The 16,208-nt window shown below is 62.9% G+C and carries 14 protein-coding genes; 5 read left to right on the forward strand and 9 right to left on the reverse strand.

Annotation, left to right across the window (positions count from 1 at the left end; genetic code table 11):
* Nucleotides 1–46 precede the first annotated feature (46 nt).
* The 3 genes from GQX66_RS27550 to GQX66_RS27560 are packed head-to-tail and all read right to left on the reverse strand — an operon-like array spanning nucleotide 47 to nucleotide 1,725.
* Entirely contained in the window at nucleotides 47–661 is a 615-nt protein-coding gene (locus tag GQX66_RS27550) for a DUF4136 domain-containing protein (RefSeq protein ID WP_085748621.1), read from the reverse strand.
* A gap of 12 nt (nucleotides 662–673) precedes the next feature.
* On the reverse strand, nucleotides 674–1,423 hold the full coding sequence (locus GQX66_RS27555; RefSeq protein WP_240872073.1) for a methyltransferase: 750 nt from the start codon (nucleotides 1,421–1,423) through the stop codon (nucleotides 674–676).
* Nucleotides 1,423–1,725 (reverse strand): MazG-like family protein, encoded by a 303-nt coding sequence (locus GQX66_RS27560; protein ID WP_011332275.1) that lies wholly within the window; start codon nucleotides 1,723–1,725, stop codon nucleotides 1,423–1,425. Before GQX66_RS27560 ends, GQX66_RS27555 begins: the two co-directional genes overlap by 1 nt.
* Nucleotides 1,726–1,868: 143 nt before the next feature.
* Here GQX66_RS27560 and GQX66_RS27565 point away from each other — a divergent pair, with 143 nt between their 5' ends.
* Together GQX66_RS27565 and GQX66_RS27570 are read left to right on the forward strand one after the other, a co-directional pair.
* Nucleotides 1,869–2,162, forward strand: coding sequence for a hypothetical protein (locus GQX66_RS27565; RefSeq protein WP_007951010.1), 294 nt, complete (start codon nucleotides 1,869–1,871; stop codon nucleotides 2,160–2,162).
* A gap of 37 nt (nucleotides 2,163–2,199) precedes the next feature.
* Nucleotides 2,200–3,549: an MATE family efflux transporter gene (locus tag GQX66_RS27570; protein WP_240872074.1), complete on the forward strand. Its 1,350-nt coding sequence runs from the start codon at nucleotides 2,200–2,202 to the stop codon at nucleotides 3,547–3,549.
* A gap of 9 nt (nucleotides 3,550–3,558) precedes the next feature.
* Here GQX66_RS27570 and GQX66_RS27575 read toward each other — a convergent pair whose 3' ends face one another.
* From GQX66_RS27575 to GQX66_RS27600, 6 genes are all read right to left on the reverse strand, one after another.
* Entirely contained in the window at nucleotides 3,559–4,353 is a 795-nt protein-coding gene (locus GQX66_RS27575) for a DUF4123 domain-containing protein (RefSeq protein ID WP_085748623.1), read from the reverse strand.
* Nucleotides 4,350–5,699, reverse strand: a complete 1,350-nt coding sequence (locus GQX66_RS27580; RefSeq protein WP_240872075.1) for a contractile injection system protein, VgrG/Pvc8 family — start codon at nucleotides 5,697–5,699, stop codon at nucleotides 4,350–4,352. The genes GQX66_RS27575 and GQX66_RS27580 overlap by 4 nt, the downstream gene beginning before the upstream one ends.
* Nucleotides 5,700–5,931: 232 nt before the next feature.
* A complete protein-coding gene (gene speA / locus GQX66_RS27585; RefSeq protein WP_011332271.1) occupies nucleotides 5,932–7,845 on the reverse strand; it encodes an arginine decarboxylase in 1,914 nt (637 codons plus the stop codon).
* 218 nt (nucleotides 7,846–8,063) lie between these two features.
* Nucleotides 8,064–8,435 carry a translation initiation factor Sui1 gene (locus GQX66_RS27590; protein WP_007951016.1) on the reverse strand — a complete coding sequence of 124 codons (372 nt, stop codon included), beginning with the start codon at nucleotides 8,433–8,435 and terminating at the stop codon, nucleotides 8,064–8,066.
* A gap of 186 nt (nucleotides 8,436–8,621) precedes the next feature.
* Nucleotides 8,622–9,179, reverse strand: a complete 558-nt coding sequence (locus tag GQX66_RS27595) for an NUDIX hydrolase (RefSeq protein ID WP_085746565.1) — start codon at nucleotides 9,177–9,179, stop codon at nucleotides 8,622–8,624.
* Between the two features lie 3 nt (nucleotides 9,180–9,182).
* On the reverse strand, nucleotides 9,183–10,250 hold the full coding sequence (locus tag GQX66_RS27600; protein WP_102688343.1) for a DUF2333 family protein: 1,068 nt from the start codon (nucleotides 10,248–10,250) through the stop codon (nucleotides 9,183–9,185).
* 428 nt (nucleotides 10,251–10,678) lie between these two features.
* Here GQX66_RS27600 and gcbA point away from each other — a divergent pair, with 428 nt between their 5' ends.
* Genes gcbA through GQX66_RS27615 form a run of 3 tightly spaced genes read left to right on the forward strand, consistent with a single transcriptional unit; the run spans nucleotide 10,679 to nucleotide 16,162 of the window.
* Nucleotides 10,679–12,349: a diguanylate cyclase GcbA gene (gene gcbA, locus GQX66_RS27605; RefSeq protein WP_102718619.1), complete on the forward strand. Its 1,671-nt coding sequence runs from the start codon at nucleotides 10,679–10,681 to the stop codon at nucleotides 12,347–12,349.
* A gap of 50 nt (nucleotides 12,350–12,399) precedes the next feature.
* Nucleotides 12,400–14,346, forward strand: coding sequence for a methyl-accepting chemotaxis protein (locus tag GQX66_RS27610; protein WP_085746562.1), 1,947 nt, complete (start codon nucleotides 12,400–12,402; stop codon nucleotides 14,344–14,346).
* 58 nt (nucleotides 14,347–14,404) lie between these two features.
* Nucleotides 14,405–16,162, forward strand: a complete 1,758-nt coding sequence (locus GQX66_RS27615) for a protein-disulfide reductase DsbD (protein WP_134021683.1) — start codon at nucleotides 14,405–14,407, stop codon at nucleotides 16,160–16,162.
* Nucleotides 16,163–16,208 lie beyond the last annotated feature (46 nt).

Here is a 16,208-nt window from a genome sequence, read left to right on the forward strand (position 1 = left end):
TCCGGTGGAAGACATGAACCTGAGGGAGCTTCTCAATTGCAGGAAGCTAACTGGGAGGATACGCCGACATGGCCTTTTCGACAGCCTCGCGAATCGCGTCGGTGCGATCACTTTGCTTGCCTTGAGTGCCGGTTTCGGCGCTGGCGCTCCAGACCGGCTGACCACTGCCGGCGTCGAACAGATCGACCCGCACCACCACGACCTGTTCCTGATAGGTACGAACGATCGGCACCGTGTTGTACATCCCGTAACCGCGGCCGTAACGGTCATAACCACCGTATCCGCCGCCGTAGTAACCGTAATCGTCCTGCACCTGACGCAGGCGGGTTTCCAGGCTCAGGTTGGCACTGACCAGCAGGTCGGCCGGGCGATTGTCATGCAACGGGCGCAGACCGCGCTGATCCAGCGCACTGCTCACGGCTTCTGCCACTTGCGCCGAGTCCGCCCAGGCGGTGCCCGGCGGCAGCTGACCGTTGAGCCACGCCCAGCTGCGATAGCGCCCGTAATCACGAGGGGGCGCGGGATAAGCGCTGCGGTCGAAGGTGGTTGCCGCTTGTGGTGGCGCCGGCGGCAACGGCCGCGACTGCGCCACGTAAGGGTTGCTGCCCTGGCAGGCGGCCAACCCCAGACAGATCAGCAGTAACCCTGAATGACCTTTCATATCTCGCTCCGATCAGATCGGCCGGCAGATCCAGTGCAAGTAGCGCCCAAGCCCGGCGAAGCTTGGGTGACGACGGTGGGCAAGCTCCATCTCGAGCAAATCAATCAATTCGGCGCGGGCCTGGAATTCCACCGGCATGTAATCGTGGAAAACCCGCACCCCGCTCTGGGTTTCGACCTGCCACAACCCGCCGAGTTGCGTTGCCAGTTCCCGTGGATCGAGTGGCTGCTGCGGGGTCAGGCTCTGCTTTTCGCCGGCCAGGTCGTTCTTGCGCATTTTCTTGAAATGGCCTTTGAGCAGGTTCCGGTAAATCAGCGCATCGCGGTTGTAGAACGCCAGCGACAGCCAGCCGCCGGGCTTGGTCAACTGATGCAGAACCGGCAGTATCGCGTGCGGCTCGGCCAGCCACTCCAGCACCGCGTGGCACAGCACCAGATCGTAAGGCTCGGTGAGCTGGCCAAGCAGTTCCTGCCAACGCGCCTGAATGAACGTCGCGGTTTGCCCGGCGTCGGCAAAGCGCTGGCGTGCGCCTTCAAGCATCGGCTCGGCCGGCTCGGTGAAGGTCACCTCGTGCCCGCGCTCGGCCAGCCACAGCGACATGTGGCCCAGGCCGCCACCGATGTCCAGCACCCGCAACGGACGATCCGGCAGGGTTTCGGCGAGGTCGGCTTGCAGCACCGCCAGGCGGATCGCGCCTTTGGCACCGCCGTAGATTTTTTCGGCGAAACGGGTCGCCAACTGATCGAAATGACGGTCGCTCATCAGCTGAACCGCCGTTCGCTGTCGGCGAGTTTGCTGCGCACCACTTCATTCATGTCCAGCCCCAGTTCGCTGCACAGCAGCAACAGATAGAGAACGATGTCGCCGACTTCCTGCCCGGCGTGGGCGAGTTTGTCCGCCGGCAGTTCGCGGGACTGGTCTTCGGTCAGCCACTGGAAGATTTCCACCAGTTCGGACATTTCCACGCTGGCGGCCATGGCCAGGTTTTTCGGGCTGTGAAATTGCCGCCAGTCATTGCGGTCGCGAATGGCGTGCAGGCGTTCGGTCAGTTCAACAAGGTTCATCGGGCTCTCCTGAAGGCGTATAGCTTCGGGGGGAAGCTGGGCGAAGGCAAGCGCCAGTCGCCCGTTAAAACCCTCTATGCTTGCAGGGAACTCGACCGCACCCGCTGCGGCCCAAGGCTCAGCTCTTTCATCAGGAAACAGACATGCAGGTAGAAAGCTTTTTCGAATGGCTGGGCCAGGCGCTCGGCTCGATCATCCGCTTCATCGTCGATGGCCTCAGCGGCCTGTTCAATCTGCTGGGCAACGCCGGCGGCAACTTTGTCGACGGGCTGTCGAAGGCGCTGGGCATGGACACGTCGATCATCAGCATCATCGCGCTGATCGTCGGCCTGATGCTGCTGTGGTCGGCGATCCGCGCGTTCATGAATGCCTCAATCATTGCCGGGATTATCTGGTTGCTGCTGGGATTGTGGCTGCTGAGCTGGATCATTCACTGACACCTCCCGCTACAATGCCGCTCCCCAAGGAGCCCGCATGTCCAACCTGATCGCCGACTGGCGCGACCGCCCGACCCATCGCCGGGTCTGGGCCCTCGCCGCCCCCATGATCCTCTCCAACATTTCCGTGCCGCTGGTGGCGTTGGTCGACAGCACCGTCATCGGGCATCTGCCCCACGCCCATCAACTGGGCGCGGTGGCGGTAGGTGCCAGCCTGTACACCTTTCTGGCCTGGGCCATGGGTTTTCTGCGCATGGGCACCACCGGCTTCGCCGCCCAGGCCGCCGGGCGCAGCGACGGTGCGGCCTTGCGGCAGATTCTGCTTCAGGGCCTGCTGCTGGCGATGGGGCTGGCGCTGCTGCTCGGCACCCTGGGCGTACCGTTGAGCGGGGTCGCGCTGCACTTCATGCAACCGTCGGCGGAGCTGGATCAACTGACCCGCGACTTCTTCCACACCCGGCTGTTCGGGCTGCCGGCGGCGCTGGCCAGTTATGCGCTGGTCGGCTGGTTCCTCGGCACCCAGAACGCCCGGGCACCGCTGGCGATTCTGCTGAGCACCAACCTGATCAACATCATGCTCAACCTATGGTTCGTGATTGGCCTGGACTGGGGCGTGGTCGGTTCGGCCCGGGCCTCGGTGATCGCCGAATGGAGCGGCGCCCTGCTCGGCCTGTATATGACTCGCAAGGCATTGCGCGCCTATCCCGGTCACATCGCCTGGGCCGCCCTGAAAGTCTGGCAGAGCTGGCGCCCGCTGCTGGCCGTCAACCGCGACATTTTCATCCGCAGCCTGGCCCTGCAATCGGTGTTTTTCCTGATCACCGTGCAGGGCGCGCGACTCGGCGATGCCACGGTCGCGGCCAACGCGCTGCTGCTCAACGGCCTGCTGCTGACCGCCCACGCACTGGACGGTCTGGCCCACGCCGTCGAAGCCCTGTGCGGCCACGCCATCGGCGCCCGTGATCGTCTGGCCCTGCGCCGGTCGCTGGTGGTTGCCGGTGGCTGGTCGTTGCTGGCCAGCCTGGGCTTTGCAGCACTGTTTCTGTTGGCCGGCCACTTATTCATCGAAATGCAGACCGACATCCAGAGCGTGCGCGACACCGCCTTCATCTACCTGCCCTACCTGGCCGTCCTGCCGTTGATCGCGGTCTGGAGCTACTTGCTCGACGGCCTGTTCATCGGTGCCACCCGCGCCCGGGAAATGCGCAACGGCATGCTGGCGACCGTGATCCTGCTGCTGCCGGTCGCCTGGGCGCTGCAAGGTCTGGGCAATCACGGCCTGTGGATTTCATTCCTGTTGTTCATGGTGCTGCGCAGCCTGACGCTCGGAGGGCTGGCGTGGTGGCTGCGGCGCACCGATGGCTGGTTCAACGGGGCCGCTCACTGAAGCGGCGCTTCACGACGGGTCGTTGAGCCAACGCCGACGCAACAGTTCGAGCCGTTCCCGTGGGGGCAATCCTTGCGGCAGCGGCGTCAGTTCGGCACGTGGATGCTGCAAACGCAGCCACAACCAGTCGTCCAGCAACGCCTGCTCGCTGAACCCCAGTTCCAGGCCTTGCTCCTGAAAGGAAGACATCAGCCGATAGTCGTTCCCTGTCGCCTGACTCCAGCGCCAGACATGCTGATCCAGCAGGCAACGGTGCAGGCGTTCACGCTGCTGGCGGGTCAGGCTTTGCTCGATACGCAGCGGCTCCACGGCCAGCCCCGGATTGCGCAGTTGCTGCCAGCCCTGACTGCCGCCGGCCAGATCGGCCCAGGTCCCGCCGAACCAGCGCAGCCATGCGATCGGCCCAAGCCAGCAGCTCAATTGCCGGGCATTGCAGGCATCGAAAAAGTAGCTGGCGGTCTGGCGATTGTAGAAATTGAGCAGTGCCCGGTGATTCAGACCGACGGACACGGTCAGCATCCGCTGCAAGTGTTCGCGCAACAACGACGCCGAGGCCTCGCTGCCAAGCAGCAGCCCTTGCCAGGTCAGCGGATCGGCGTGGCAGAGCGCCGACAGCGCCGGGCTGTCACGCAGGTCGATCAGCCACGGGCCCTGGTCACTGACCGGTTGAAACTCCGTCCCGTCGAACAGCTTCAGGCTGTGCACACCGGCGAAACCCTGGCGCAGCGTCTGCACTGCCTGCGGCGCCTGTGCGATGTCCAGCAACAACCACTGCGCACGCTGTCCGGGGGTCGAAACACTCATCTTGCGTCGCTCGTCTTGAGCCCGCCGACCAATCGACAGCTGCACAATGACGCCGCGCAATGGCGATAACTGCCGCCACCCGGTATCAGGCACAACAACAATAACGGCTCGGCCGCTTTCAGCCATTGAGGCAGGCCCGCGCTCGCCAGACGCTCGGGCAGTGGCGGCGATGCGTCATCCTCGATGGCTTTGGTGAGTGCCGGGATCTGCAAGACACCGCTGATCACCGGCTGTTCAAGGTTGCCTTCCAGAAAGCTCACCACCACCTCTGCTCCGTCCTGCAATGATGTCATCGGCGTATCGGCCAACGCCGGAGCCAGCGGCAGCCAGCAGTGGCTGGGGCGGGCCCCTTCCCCCTGATAGAGCCAGTCGAACTGAACGGCCACCGGGCGCACCGCATCCGGTTGCGCCTCCTCGACCGATACCACCCAGGCACGTTGCGGGCTGCGCATGCGCGCCCCCAGGTGTTCAATGGGTGATCGGAACACCGGCAACCGGTCAGCGGCAAAAATCCGGTTGCTGTAAGGCGGTTCGAGCAACTGATCGGCTCGATGCTCGATTCGGCTCACCAGCCAGTGCCCATTGGCTTCTGCAAGGGGCTGGCCGGTAATCGTCAACCAGTGACCACTGCGCAGGGTTGGCGAATCGGAATGCCCCCGCGCCGTACGTGTCCGCCGCGAGCCTTCTGCGTTCAGGCCGGCATGCTCGCCCAGTTGCCAGCGGCGCACTGTTGGCGACGGTTCCCCATCCCCGCAATCGAATCGCAGGTTCGCGGCGTGTGGCAGCCTGGCGGGATCGTCCCCGAACACCAGGCAATGTCCACGGTTCCCATGTTCGAAGTGATAGTGAATGCGTGCCTGCCCGCACAACCGCTGTACCAGTTGCAGATCCGACTCGCCGTACTGGGTGCAGAACGTCCGGGGCGGATACGCGCCTTGCAGGTCAAATCGGCGCCGGGTGCCACTGATACCGTGCTCCCTGAGCACCTGATCCAGAATCTGCGGCACGGAGCGGTCGCTGAAAATGCGCTGGCTGTAGCGCAGGCCCAGACAACTCAACCGAGGCCCCAGCCGCGCCCGGCACAACCGGGCCTCGCGCCCCTGTTCATGCTGGACAAGACTGTGCAACTGCCCGTGAACACCATTGCCGCAAGGCCCGAAACACAGGCGCGCCGAACGATACATCAGCCCGGCAAGGTCCAGATGCGGATCATCGACCAGCAAGTCGATCTCAAACGCAAAAGGCTCGCTGATGGCTTCGCAACCCGTGAATGCCAGGACTTCAAGCGAGTCGGACAGGCCCGCTACATCGAGACGAAACAACGGCTCGTCGGCTGGATCGAACATGGGGAATTCTCTACAGGGGGGGCGGGCGGGGATTCTCGCCGAGAGCCATGGCCGAGTAGAGAGCCGAAGTACAAATTCGGAAATGACCTACGCGAAAAGCAGACGACATCACTTTGCTCGTCTGGACGAAAGCATTTTCGCGAAGAGAAAAAGAAGCGTCTCACCCAGTTGTCTGAAACGTCCGCAGTAAGCGGAACAATTTCAGACAACCAGATGAAAGCGGAACCTGGCCTCAGGAAGACAGGTAAGAGGAGCGGGTCAGACCCAGACGCAATGCATCGAGAAACTGAGTGCGCTCGCTGGCGCTGATGCGGGCACTGGCGCACTTGTCGCGGTAGTGGGTCATCAGCTCTTCCGGCGACAGGTGCACGTAGCGCAGCATGTCTTCGATGGTGTCGTGGGTTTCAATACCGGCGTGGTACACGCTGCCGTCGGCGTTCTGGTAGATGTTCACCGAGTCGGTGTCACCGAACAGGTTGTGCATGTCGCCGAGGATTTCCTGATAGGCGCCGACCAGGAATACGCCCAGCAAGTAATCTTCACCTTCGTTCAGCGCGTGCACCGGCAGGCTGGTCTCGATGCTCTGCTCGTCGACGTACTGGTTGATCTTGCCGTCGGAGTCGCAGGTCAGGTCTTGCAGAACGGCACGACGCAGCGGCTCTTCGTCGAGACGGTGCAGCGGGATGATCGGCAGGACCTGATCGATCGCCCAGGTGTCCGGCAGGCTCTGGAACACCGAGAAATTGCAGATGTACTTGTCGGCCAGCTTGTCGTTGAGTTCGTCCAGCACCTGACGGTGCGAACGCTGACGCGCTTTCAGCGAGTTGTGCAGGCGACGGCACACGGCGAAGTAGCACTGCTCGGCCAGTGCTTTCTCGGCCAGGGTCAGTTTGCCGTCGGCGTACTGGGCGGCCACGTCGCTCATGTAGTGGGTGGCGCGCCAGTAGGTTTCGGTGACCATTTCGATGTCGGTCGGGCCCAGCAGGTCAACCAGCCACTGCACGGTTTCCGGCAGCGCTTCCTTGTTCTCGATCTGTGGCACGTCGTCGTTGTGCTTCTCGACGTCGGTCACCTGCACCACCAGCATCGCGTGGTGGGCGGTCAGCGAGCGGCCGCTTTCGGAGAAAATGTGCGGATGCGGCAGAGCCTGCGCGTCGCAGAACTCTTTGAGCATGCCGACCACGACACCGGCGTAGTCGTCCATGTCGTAGTTGATCGAACTGGCGTTGCGCGAGTGCGTACCGTCGTAGTCCACACCCAGACCACCGCCGACGTCGATGTGATCGACCGGCAGACCGAGGTTGCGCAGTTCGCCGTAGTAACGGATCGCTTCCTTGAAGCCGTGCTGGTAGTCAGCGAGATTGGCGATCTGCGAACCCATGTGGAAGTGCAGCAGACGAATGCCTTGATCCAGGCCCGCCGCGCGGAAGCGCTCGACCACCGACAGCAGTTGCGCCGCCGACAGGCCGAACTTGGATTTCTCGCCACCGGTGTCCGCCCACTTCGACGACGCCAGCGACGACAGACGCACGCGCAGGCCGACCTGTGGCTTGACCTTCAGCGAGGCGGCTTCTTCGATCACCAGTCCGACTTCGGATTCTTTCTCGATCACGATGAACACGTTGTGGCCGAGCTTCTGGCCCATCAGCGCCAGACGGATGAACTCGCGGTCCTTGTAACCGTTGCAGACGATGGTGCCGCCCTTCGGCGCCAGTGCCAGCACCGCCAGCAGCTCAGGCTTGGAGCCGGCTTCCAGACCGATGGAAACGTTCTGGGTGGCGATGATGTTCTCGATCACCGCTTCCTGCTGGTTAACCTTGATCGGGTACAGCGCGGTGTATTTGCTCTGGTATTCCAGACGCTCGATGTTCGCATCGAAAGCGCCGGTCAGCTGACGGACGCGGTCTTGCAGGATGTCGGGGAAACGCACCAGCAGCGGCAGGGACAAGCCACTCTTGCGCAACTGGTCGACTTGTTCGAACAGATCGATAGGCGAGCTGCTTGGGCCGTTCGGACGAACTTCGACGCGACCGGCGTCATTGATCGCGAAATACCCGGCCCCCCAATGGCGAATCCCGTAAACACTGCGGCTGTCCGCAACTGTCCATTGGCTGCCATCGTCTTTGCGTGTGCGTCGTACGGACATCGAAGTCCCCTATAAAGAAGTCATAGTGCGTCGCCTGATCTCAGGCCGGCGCAGTCTAAAGAATGAAAATGACGGTTCGTCAGCGGGGCGGTAGACCGCGCTGACAGCGTTGAGTTTAGAAACCGGTCATGAACAGGCTCTGTGAAAACCATGGAAACGACGTCAGGCCCAGAAACGCTGGAGCTGAATCAAGCCGCCGGTGGGTTTCACAGAGGCTGCTAGCCGCCGGACTTCTTCGCCTTGAAACCGTGCTTGACCAACTCGGCCAGGAGCAGCTCGACATGGTCGCCCTGAATCTCGATGATCCCGTCTTTCAACGCGCCGCCGGTGCCGCAACGTTTCTTCAACGTTGTCGCCAGCTCCTTGAGTGCGTCTTCGGCCAGGGGCACGCCGGTGATGGTGGTCACCGTCTTGCCGCCACGGCCCTTGCTCTCGCGGCGCACGCGGGCAATGCCGTCGCCGGCCGGGATCACGGTTTGTTTGCAGATACAGGCGTCCACCGGCTTGCTGCATTCCGGGCAATGACGACCTGCGTCGGTGGAAAATACCAGGCCGCCCAGGGCGGCGAAGGATGCGGCTTTTTTGGCCACCGGCAATCCTCTCGGGAGGACAAAGACTGATCGCAGCCTTGGGCAAGGCTATCGACCGCGAAGCCCCACTCAGGCAGGGGCAGCGCTACTGTGCCATCGGCTCGTGAAAGCGGGCCGGCACAGCTTGAAAAGGTCGCGCAGTGTAACGGCAAAAACGCCGATTGCTAAGTGCCAATCGGCGCCAATTTATGTGTTCTTTGCGACGTCGCTTTGCTGAGCCTTCAGATAGCGTTTCAACGCGGCCAGAGAGTCCGGGCAATAAGGCTTTTGCTGGATTTCCAGCATGACCTGCGCGACCGGAATGAAGCGCGCTTCGAGCACTTCTTCGGGCTGCAGGATCAGCGGCCCGTCCCACACCGCCGAAAATGCCGAACACCACAGGCGATTGCCGGTGTCTTCGAAGTAGAAATGGTCGTGGGCCGTCAGCTCGACGCCGCTCACCCCCAACTCTTCCTCCAGTTCACGGGCCGCCGACTCGGCGTACGTCTCGTTCGCCTGCACCATGCCGCCTGCCGCCACGTCCCAGTATCCGGGATAAATGGCTTTGCTCAACGTGCGCCGATGCACGCAAAGTTCACCGGCGGAGTTGAACAGCATGATGTAGGTGCCACGGCCGATCAGCCCGCGCTCGCGCAGGTCGGCGCGCACCAGGGAACCGAGCAGGTTGTCCTGCTCGTCGACCCACGCAATCTGCTCGGCATCCGAGGCGGCGCGGTGGGCCGCCTCTCTGGCGCTCTCGTCCATGACTCAGCCCTGATTGAGCAGTTGACGCAAATCGATCACGGCGGCGTTGGCCCGGGAAATGTAGTTGGCCATCACCAGCGAGTGGTTGGCCAGCACACCGAAGCCGCTGCCATTGAGGATCATCGGGCTCCAGACCGGCTCCTGGGAGGCTTCCAGCTCTCGAATGATCTGACGCACGCTGACGGTCGCGTTCTTCTTCGCCAGCACGTCGGCGAAATCGACCTCGATTGCGCGCAGCAGGTGCGACAGCGCCCAGGCCTGGCCGCGGGCTTCGTAGAACACGTTGTCGATCTGCATCCACGGAGTCTCGACGACTTCCTCGTCGACCTGCGGCACTTCACCCACCGCCGGCACCTCGGTTTTCAGCGCGGTGTTGAGCTTGACCCGGCCAACGCTGGCCGACAGCCGTTGCGACAGCGACCCGAGACGGGTGCCAACATCGCCCAGCCAGTTGTTCAGGTTGTCGGCGCGGGCGTAGAACAGCGCGTTTTTCTGGGTCGGGTCGGACAGGCGCGCCTGATAACGACTCAGGGAATTGATGCCTTCCTGATATTCCGACTCGCTGGACGGCAGGATCCAACTCTTGTTGTCGAAGTTGAAGCGCGGCTCGGCCTTGGCCAGGTCGGCGTCTTCAGCCGATTGCGACTGCGAGCGGGCGAAGTCCTTGCGCAGGGCGCGGGTCAAATCGCGAACCTGCACCAGCACGCCGTATTCCCAGCTCGGCATGTTGTCCATCCACAGGCCCGGCGGGAAACGGTCGTTGGAAATGTAGCCGCCCGGCTTGTCGAGCAACGTGCCGGCAACGGTTTTCAGGGTTTCGACGGTGGTGTAGCCGACCACCATCTGCTTGCCCTCTTTCTCGGCGGCAACCTGAGCGTTCTGCGCCACGGGAAACAGCGCCGGCTCCTGGCTCCAGTACCAGCCAAGGGCAATAGTCACCAACAGGTAAATGGCGACCAGCGTGGCCAGCGCCCGGCTGAACAACAGCCCGCCGACATAGCTGCGGGTGGCCGACTTGGGCTCGGCGGCACGTTCAGGCGCGCTGCCCGCGCGGTTCTTCCAGTCCAGCATGGCGATATCCTTTCAATCTTGGGTTCAACGGTTCGACCACAACCATACAACAACGTGCCTCGACCGGGCACCCGTCAATATTGACAGGCGTTATCTCGCTACCCGACACGAGGCCTGTACAGACCGCCCTAAGGGATTCCCCGATAGCGGATTCACCACCAATTCGATGCCGATACCCGCAACGCGACAGCACAAACACCCTGCCCCACCTTTCTCATACTCCGATAAATTCACCGGCGTGCAGATCGGAAAATGCCCAGTAGATGGGGACTTCCCCGACGATCAGGTTCAAATTGAAACCCGGCAGTCAGAAACTGAATGATGTCGTACCGCAGATTATTGACGTACGACACTCATGTAAGGGAAAAGAGGTGCTAGCATAGAGCCACCAGTCGATCTCAGCATGCACCCTAACTAGTAGTCAGGATATGACCGAGCCAGAAGACCCCAGCCGTGAGCGCCTCAAGCACCACTTTGCCCAGCGGGTAATTCATCAGGCACGTCAGATTCTTGAGATATGGCAGCGCCTGCAACGCAGTGAGTGGTCCACTGCCGATCTCGCCGAACTGAGCGAGGCCAATTTGCGCCTGCTGCGTTTTGCCGAGCGTTTCGAACAGCCCGAGCACACGCAGCTGGCCCGCCACATCAGCCAGTCGCTGGACGCGGTGGACGCCAATCGCGGACGCCTGAGCAGCGGCCTGATCACCGATCTCAACCGTTTGATGCAGCGTCTGTCGCGCACCGGCCTGCGCCATGGCGATCAGCTTGATCAAACCTTCCTGCCGCCCCTGCGCAAACCGATCTACGTGATGCTGCAGGATCACGACCGCGCCGAGCGGCTGGCCAAACAGCTGGAGTTTTTCGGTCTGAGCGCCCAGGCGCTGGACAGCGTGTCGGCGTTTCGCTCGTCGATGGTCGAGCGCCTGCCGGCCGCGATCGTCATGGACGTGGATTTCAGCGGCGTCGGCGTCGGCCTGAAACTCGCCGCCGAAGCCCAGCAAGGTCTGGAAGAACCACTGCCGCTGCTTTTCTTCAGCCTGCACGAAACCGACACCCCGACCCGCCTCGCCGCAGTGCGCGCCGGTGGCCAGGAATTCCTCACCGGCACCCTCGAAGCCTCGAGCCTGCTGGAGAAGATCGAAGTCCTGACCTGCGTCGCCCAGTACGAGCCCTATAAAGTGCTGATCATCGACGACTCCCGCGCCCAGGCCCTGCACACCGAACGCCTGCTCAACAGCGCCGGGATCGTCACCCGCACCCTGATCGAACCGATCCAGGCCATGGCCGAGCTGGCGGACTTCCAGCCGGACCTGATCATCCTCGACATGTACATGCCGGCCTGCACCGGCACCGAGCTGGCCAAGGTCATCCGTCACAACGACCGCTATGTCAGCGTGCCGATCATTTACCTGTCCGCCGAGGACGATCTGGACAAACAGCTCGACGCCATGAGCGAAGGCGGCGATGACTTCCTGACCAAGCCGATCAAGCCGCGCCACCTGATCACTACCGTGCGCAACCGCGCCGCCCGTGCGCGTAACCTGAAAGCACGGATGGTCCGCGACAGCCTCACTGGCCTGTACAACCACACGCACATTCTGCAATTGCTCGAAGACTGCTCGTTCCGCGCCCGCCGCGAGAACAAGCCGTTGAGCTTTGCCATGCTCGACATCGACCACTTCAAACGGGTCAACGACAGCCACGGCCACCCCATGGGCGACCGGGTGATCAAGAGCCTGGCGCTGTTCCTCAAGCAGCGTCTGCGCAAGACCGATTTCATCGGCCGTTACGGCGGCGAGGAATTCGCCATCGTCATGCCCGACACCGATATAGAAGCCGCGCACAAAGTGCTCGACGAAATCCGCCAGCGCTTTGCCGAGATCCACTATCCGGCCCAACCGCAGGATCTGTGGTGCACCTTCAGCGCCGGCGTGGTGGAAATGCACGACGACTCCGACAGCCTGATGATGGCCAGCCAGGCCGACGAGGCGCTGTACCGTGCCAAGGGCGAAGGACGCAATCGGGTGCAGACCGCGCGCGACTCAAAGCAAAGTGCCACTTTTTCATCGGATTCGACCCAATCGGTCATAACCCTGTAACAGAACCGCAATAAATTCAGGCGCTTACCATTCTGCCGTTGGTAGCCGTCATGCGCCTGAAGTTGCTCACCAATCTCAATACTCTGTTGCTGGTCGCCGTCTGCGTGGCCCTCGGCGCCACGCTGTGGTGGTCGCAGAAAGCCTTGGAGCGCCCGTATCTGTTGATGGAGCGATACCTGGGGCTGTCGCAGCAATTTCAGAATGACGTGGCACGCAACGTCGAGGATTACCTCGCCAGCGGCGACGCCCTGCGCCTGAGCAGCGCCAGCCAGGCCATCGATCAGTTGCAGAAGGAGCTCGACGAGCTGCCGCCGGCGCTGGCCGATACCTTGCGCCCGAGCCTCACCGGCCTCGATGAATTCAGCAAGACCGACCTGCTGGCCGCCGGCAAACTGGCCGGCGATCCGCAGGCCCTGCTGTTGCAGGCCGAGCGCGAATTGAGCGCCAGCCTCGATCAGCTCAGCACTTATGCAGGCGGCAACGCGACCTATCTCACGCCTCTGCTGGTTGCCTCTCAACATCTGGGCAAACTGTCGCTGGCCCGAGACAAACTGGTCAGCAGCGGGCGCAGTGAACTGGCCGCCGATGTCGAGCGCGAAGTCAGCAACATCCGCGCCCAGGCCCAGACGATCGATGCCCTGCCCTTGCTCGGCGTGGTCGCCAGCAGTGAATCCGGCAGCGACGATTTCGCCGCGATGATGGGCATCGAAAGCACGGAAAAAGCCGCTGCCGAAGATGCCGGTGTCGGCCTCAAACGCGAACTCAACAGTTTGCTCGGCCGATACCCGGCGGAACTGGCGCGCACCCGCGAGCAGATCCAGAAACGCACCGACCTGAGCACCGCGACCCACCAGAAAATCGCCGCCGTGCAGCAGGCCATCGCCGGTCTCGAACCCGTGGTGCGCGCCCAGCACGGGCAGATCCAGGGCGAAGTGCGGCTGATGCAAGGCGTGATGATCGGCCTGATTCTGCTGATCGCGCTGCTGATCGACACCCTGCAGCGACGCCTCGCCCGCACCCTGACCAACCTCGCGCCGGCGCTGTCGACCTGGGCCGAAGGCGACTTCAGCCGCGACATTCATCTGGGCAAGACCAACCGCGAACTGCACGACATCGAAGCCTCGCTCAATCGCCTGCGCGCCTATCTGGTGGATCTGGTCGGGACGATTCGCGGCAATGCCGAGCAAGTGGCCGGCAGCAGCCGCACCCTCGCCGAGCTGAGCAATGACTTGCACAGCGGCGCCGAACATCAGGCCGGCGATACCGCGCTGATCCGTGACTCCCTCGGCGAACTGGAAGCGACCATCCAGCAAGTGGCCGGCGATGCGCGCCAGGCCGCCGACGCCAGTCGCCATGCCGGGCTGGCCGTCGAACACGGGCAACAAGTGATCGGCCAGAGCCTCACCGGCTTGCACGCGCTGGTCGGCGAAGTGCAAGGCAACGCGCAGATGATCGAACACCTGGCCGAAGAATCGGCAACCATCGGCGGCGTGCTGACGGTGATCCGCTCGATTGCCGACCAGACCAACCTGCTGGCGCTCAACGCGGCGATCGAAGCCGCTCGGGCCGGGGAAATGGGCCGTGGATTTGCCGTGGTGGCCGAGGAAGTGCGCTCGCTGGCGCAACGCACCGCCGGCGCCACCGCCGAAATCCAGACCCTGATCGCCGGCCTGCAAACCGCCGCCCGGCAATCGGTCGAGGGCATGCGCGCGCAGGTCGAACACGCCGAGGCCACGGCCAATCAGGCGCAATCGGCGGACGGTGCGCTGGACAAGATTGTCGGCGCGATCCAGACCATCTCCGACACCGCGATCCGCATCGCCGACATCACCGCGCAACAGAGCGGCGCGGTCAGCGAGATCCGCGATCACAGCGAGCGGATTCACCAGTTGGGCGGAGACAATCTGCTGCGCATCGGCCAGGGCCGCGAGCAAGGCGAGAACCTGCTGTTGCTGGGCGGCCAGCTGCACACCGCCGTGCAGGCGTTCCGCGTGTGACACACAGCGCAGGGCCAAGTCCGCTATCATTCCCGCACCTTTGATTCGCGAGATTGTCATGCGCCGTCTGCTCTGCCTGCTGTTTTTCGTCTTCGCCCTGCCGGCCGGCGCCGCCGGTCTGTTCGACAGCAAACCCAGCGCCACACTGGGCTCGGTCAACAACAGCGCCGATTTCCTGCCGGTGCGTGAAGCCTTTCAACTGAGCCTGGTCGAGAGCACGCCGCAATCGGTCAAACTGCGCTTCGTCGCCACCGAAGGCTATTACCTCTACCGCCATCGTTTCCAGTTTCGTGCCGAGCCTGCCGAGGTAAAACTTGGCGCCGCACAATTGCCCCAAGGCGAACAGAAACACGACGAGTACTTCGGCGACGTCGAGGTCTATCACGGCATCCTCGATGTAGAACTGCCGCGCAATGATCCCCGGGCTTTCACGCTGGCCGTCACCTATCAGGGCTGCGCCGACAAGGGTTTGTGCTACCCACCGGAAACCGAACGCCTGAGCATCGAGGGCAACGCAGCGGCGAATGACGCGCCCGCTCCGGTGACGGGTTGGGACTGGCGTGATCTGGCGCTGTTTTTCCTGGCAGGCCTGGGCCTGACCTTCACGCCTTGTGTATTGCCGATGCTGCCGATCCTGTCCGGCGTGGTGTTACGCGGTCAGGTCGGTGGTTTGCGTGGCTTCAATCTGTCCCTCGCTTATGTGCTGCCGATGGCTGCGTGCTTCGCGCTGCTTGGGGCGCTGATGGGGCTGTTCGGCGCGCAACTGAATTTGCAGGCGCGGCTGCAATCAGCGTGGGTGCTTGTGCCGTTCGCGATGTTCTTTGCGGTGTTCGCGCTGGCGATGTTCGGCGTATTCGAGCTGAAACTGCCGCACTTCATCAGCAGCCGTCTCGACCGGATCGCCGGCCGCACTGAAGGCGGCTCGCTGTGGGGTGCCGCGGTATTGGGTGTGGTGTCGAGTCTGCTGGTATCGCCATGCGTTTCCGCCCCGCTGGCCGGCGCGCTGCTTTATATAAGCGCCAGCGGCGATGCGCTGGGCGGCGGCCTGAAGCTGTTCATGCTCGGCCTCGGCATGGGCGCGCCGCTGCTGTTGGTGGCCACCGGCGGCGCAGCGTGGCTGCCGAAAAGCGGGCCGTGGATGATGTACGTGAAGAACGGCATCGGCGTGTTGCTGCTCGGGCTGGCGATCGGTTTGCTCAGCCGGGTGTTGCCGGGGCAGATCACGTTGCTGCTGATCGGCCTGCTGGCCGGTGGCGTCGGCCTGTTCCTCGGCGCTCTGGAATTCGTCTACAAACCGCCGCGCAAACGCCTCGGCCAACTGCTGGGCCTGTTCCTGCTGTTTTATGCGCTGGCCTGCTGGTACGGCGCGTTCAGCGGGCAGACCGATCCTTTGAATCCGATAGCCCCGGCACGCCTTGCCGACAGCGGCTCGACTGCGCAAAACAGTGGTTCGTGGCAGACCGTCAGCACCCCGGCGGAACTGGATCGAGTGCTCCTCGAAGCGAAAACCGCCGGCACCCCGATGCTGCTCGACTGGTACGCCGACTGGTGCATCAGCTGCAAAGTCATCGAACACGAAGTACTCAATGACGCCACGGTCGTCGATCGGCTCAAGGGCTATCGGCTGATACGCTTCGATATCACCGCAAGCAATGCCGAACAGCGCACCCTGCTCGACCGCTACAGCCTGTTTGGCCCACCGGCGCTGATGTTCTTCGGCAAGGACGGGGCGGAACGTCGCGATGTGCGGGTGATCGGCGAGATCAACGCCAGCGACTTCGCCGAACGTGTTGCCAAAGCGAATGACCGGATTTAATCAGTCAGTCACATATTTTGCGCAAACATCGGTCATCGTGCTGGCT

It is taken from the genome of Pseudomonas sp. B707, assembly GCF_022496685.1.
GTDB lineage: Bacteria > Pseudomonadota > Gammaproteobacteria > Pseudomonadales > Pseudomonadaceae > Aquipseudomonas > Aquipseudomonas paraglycinae.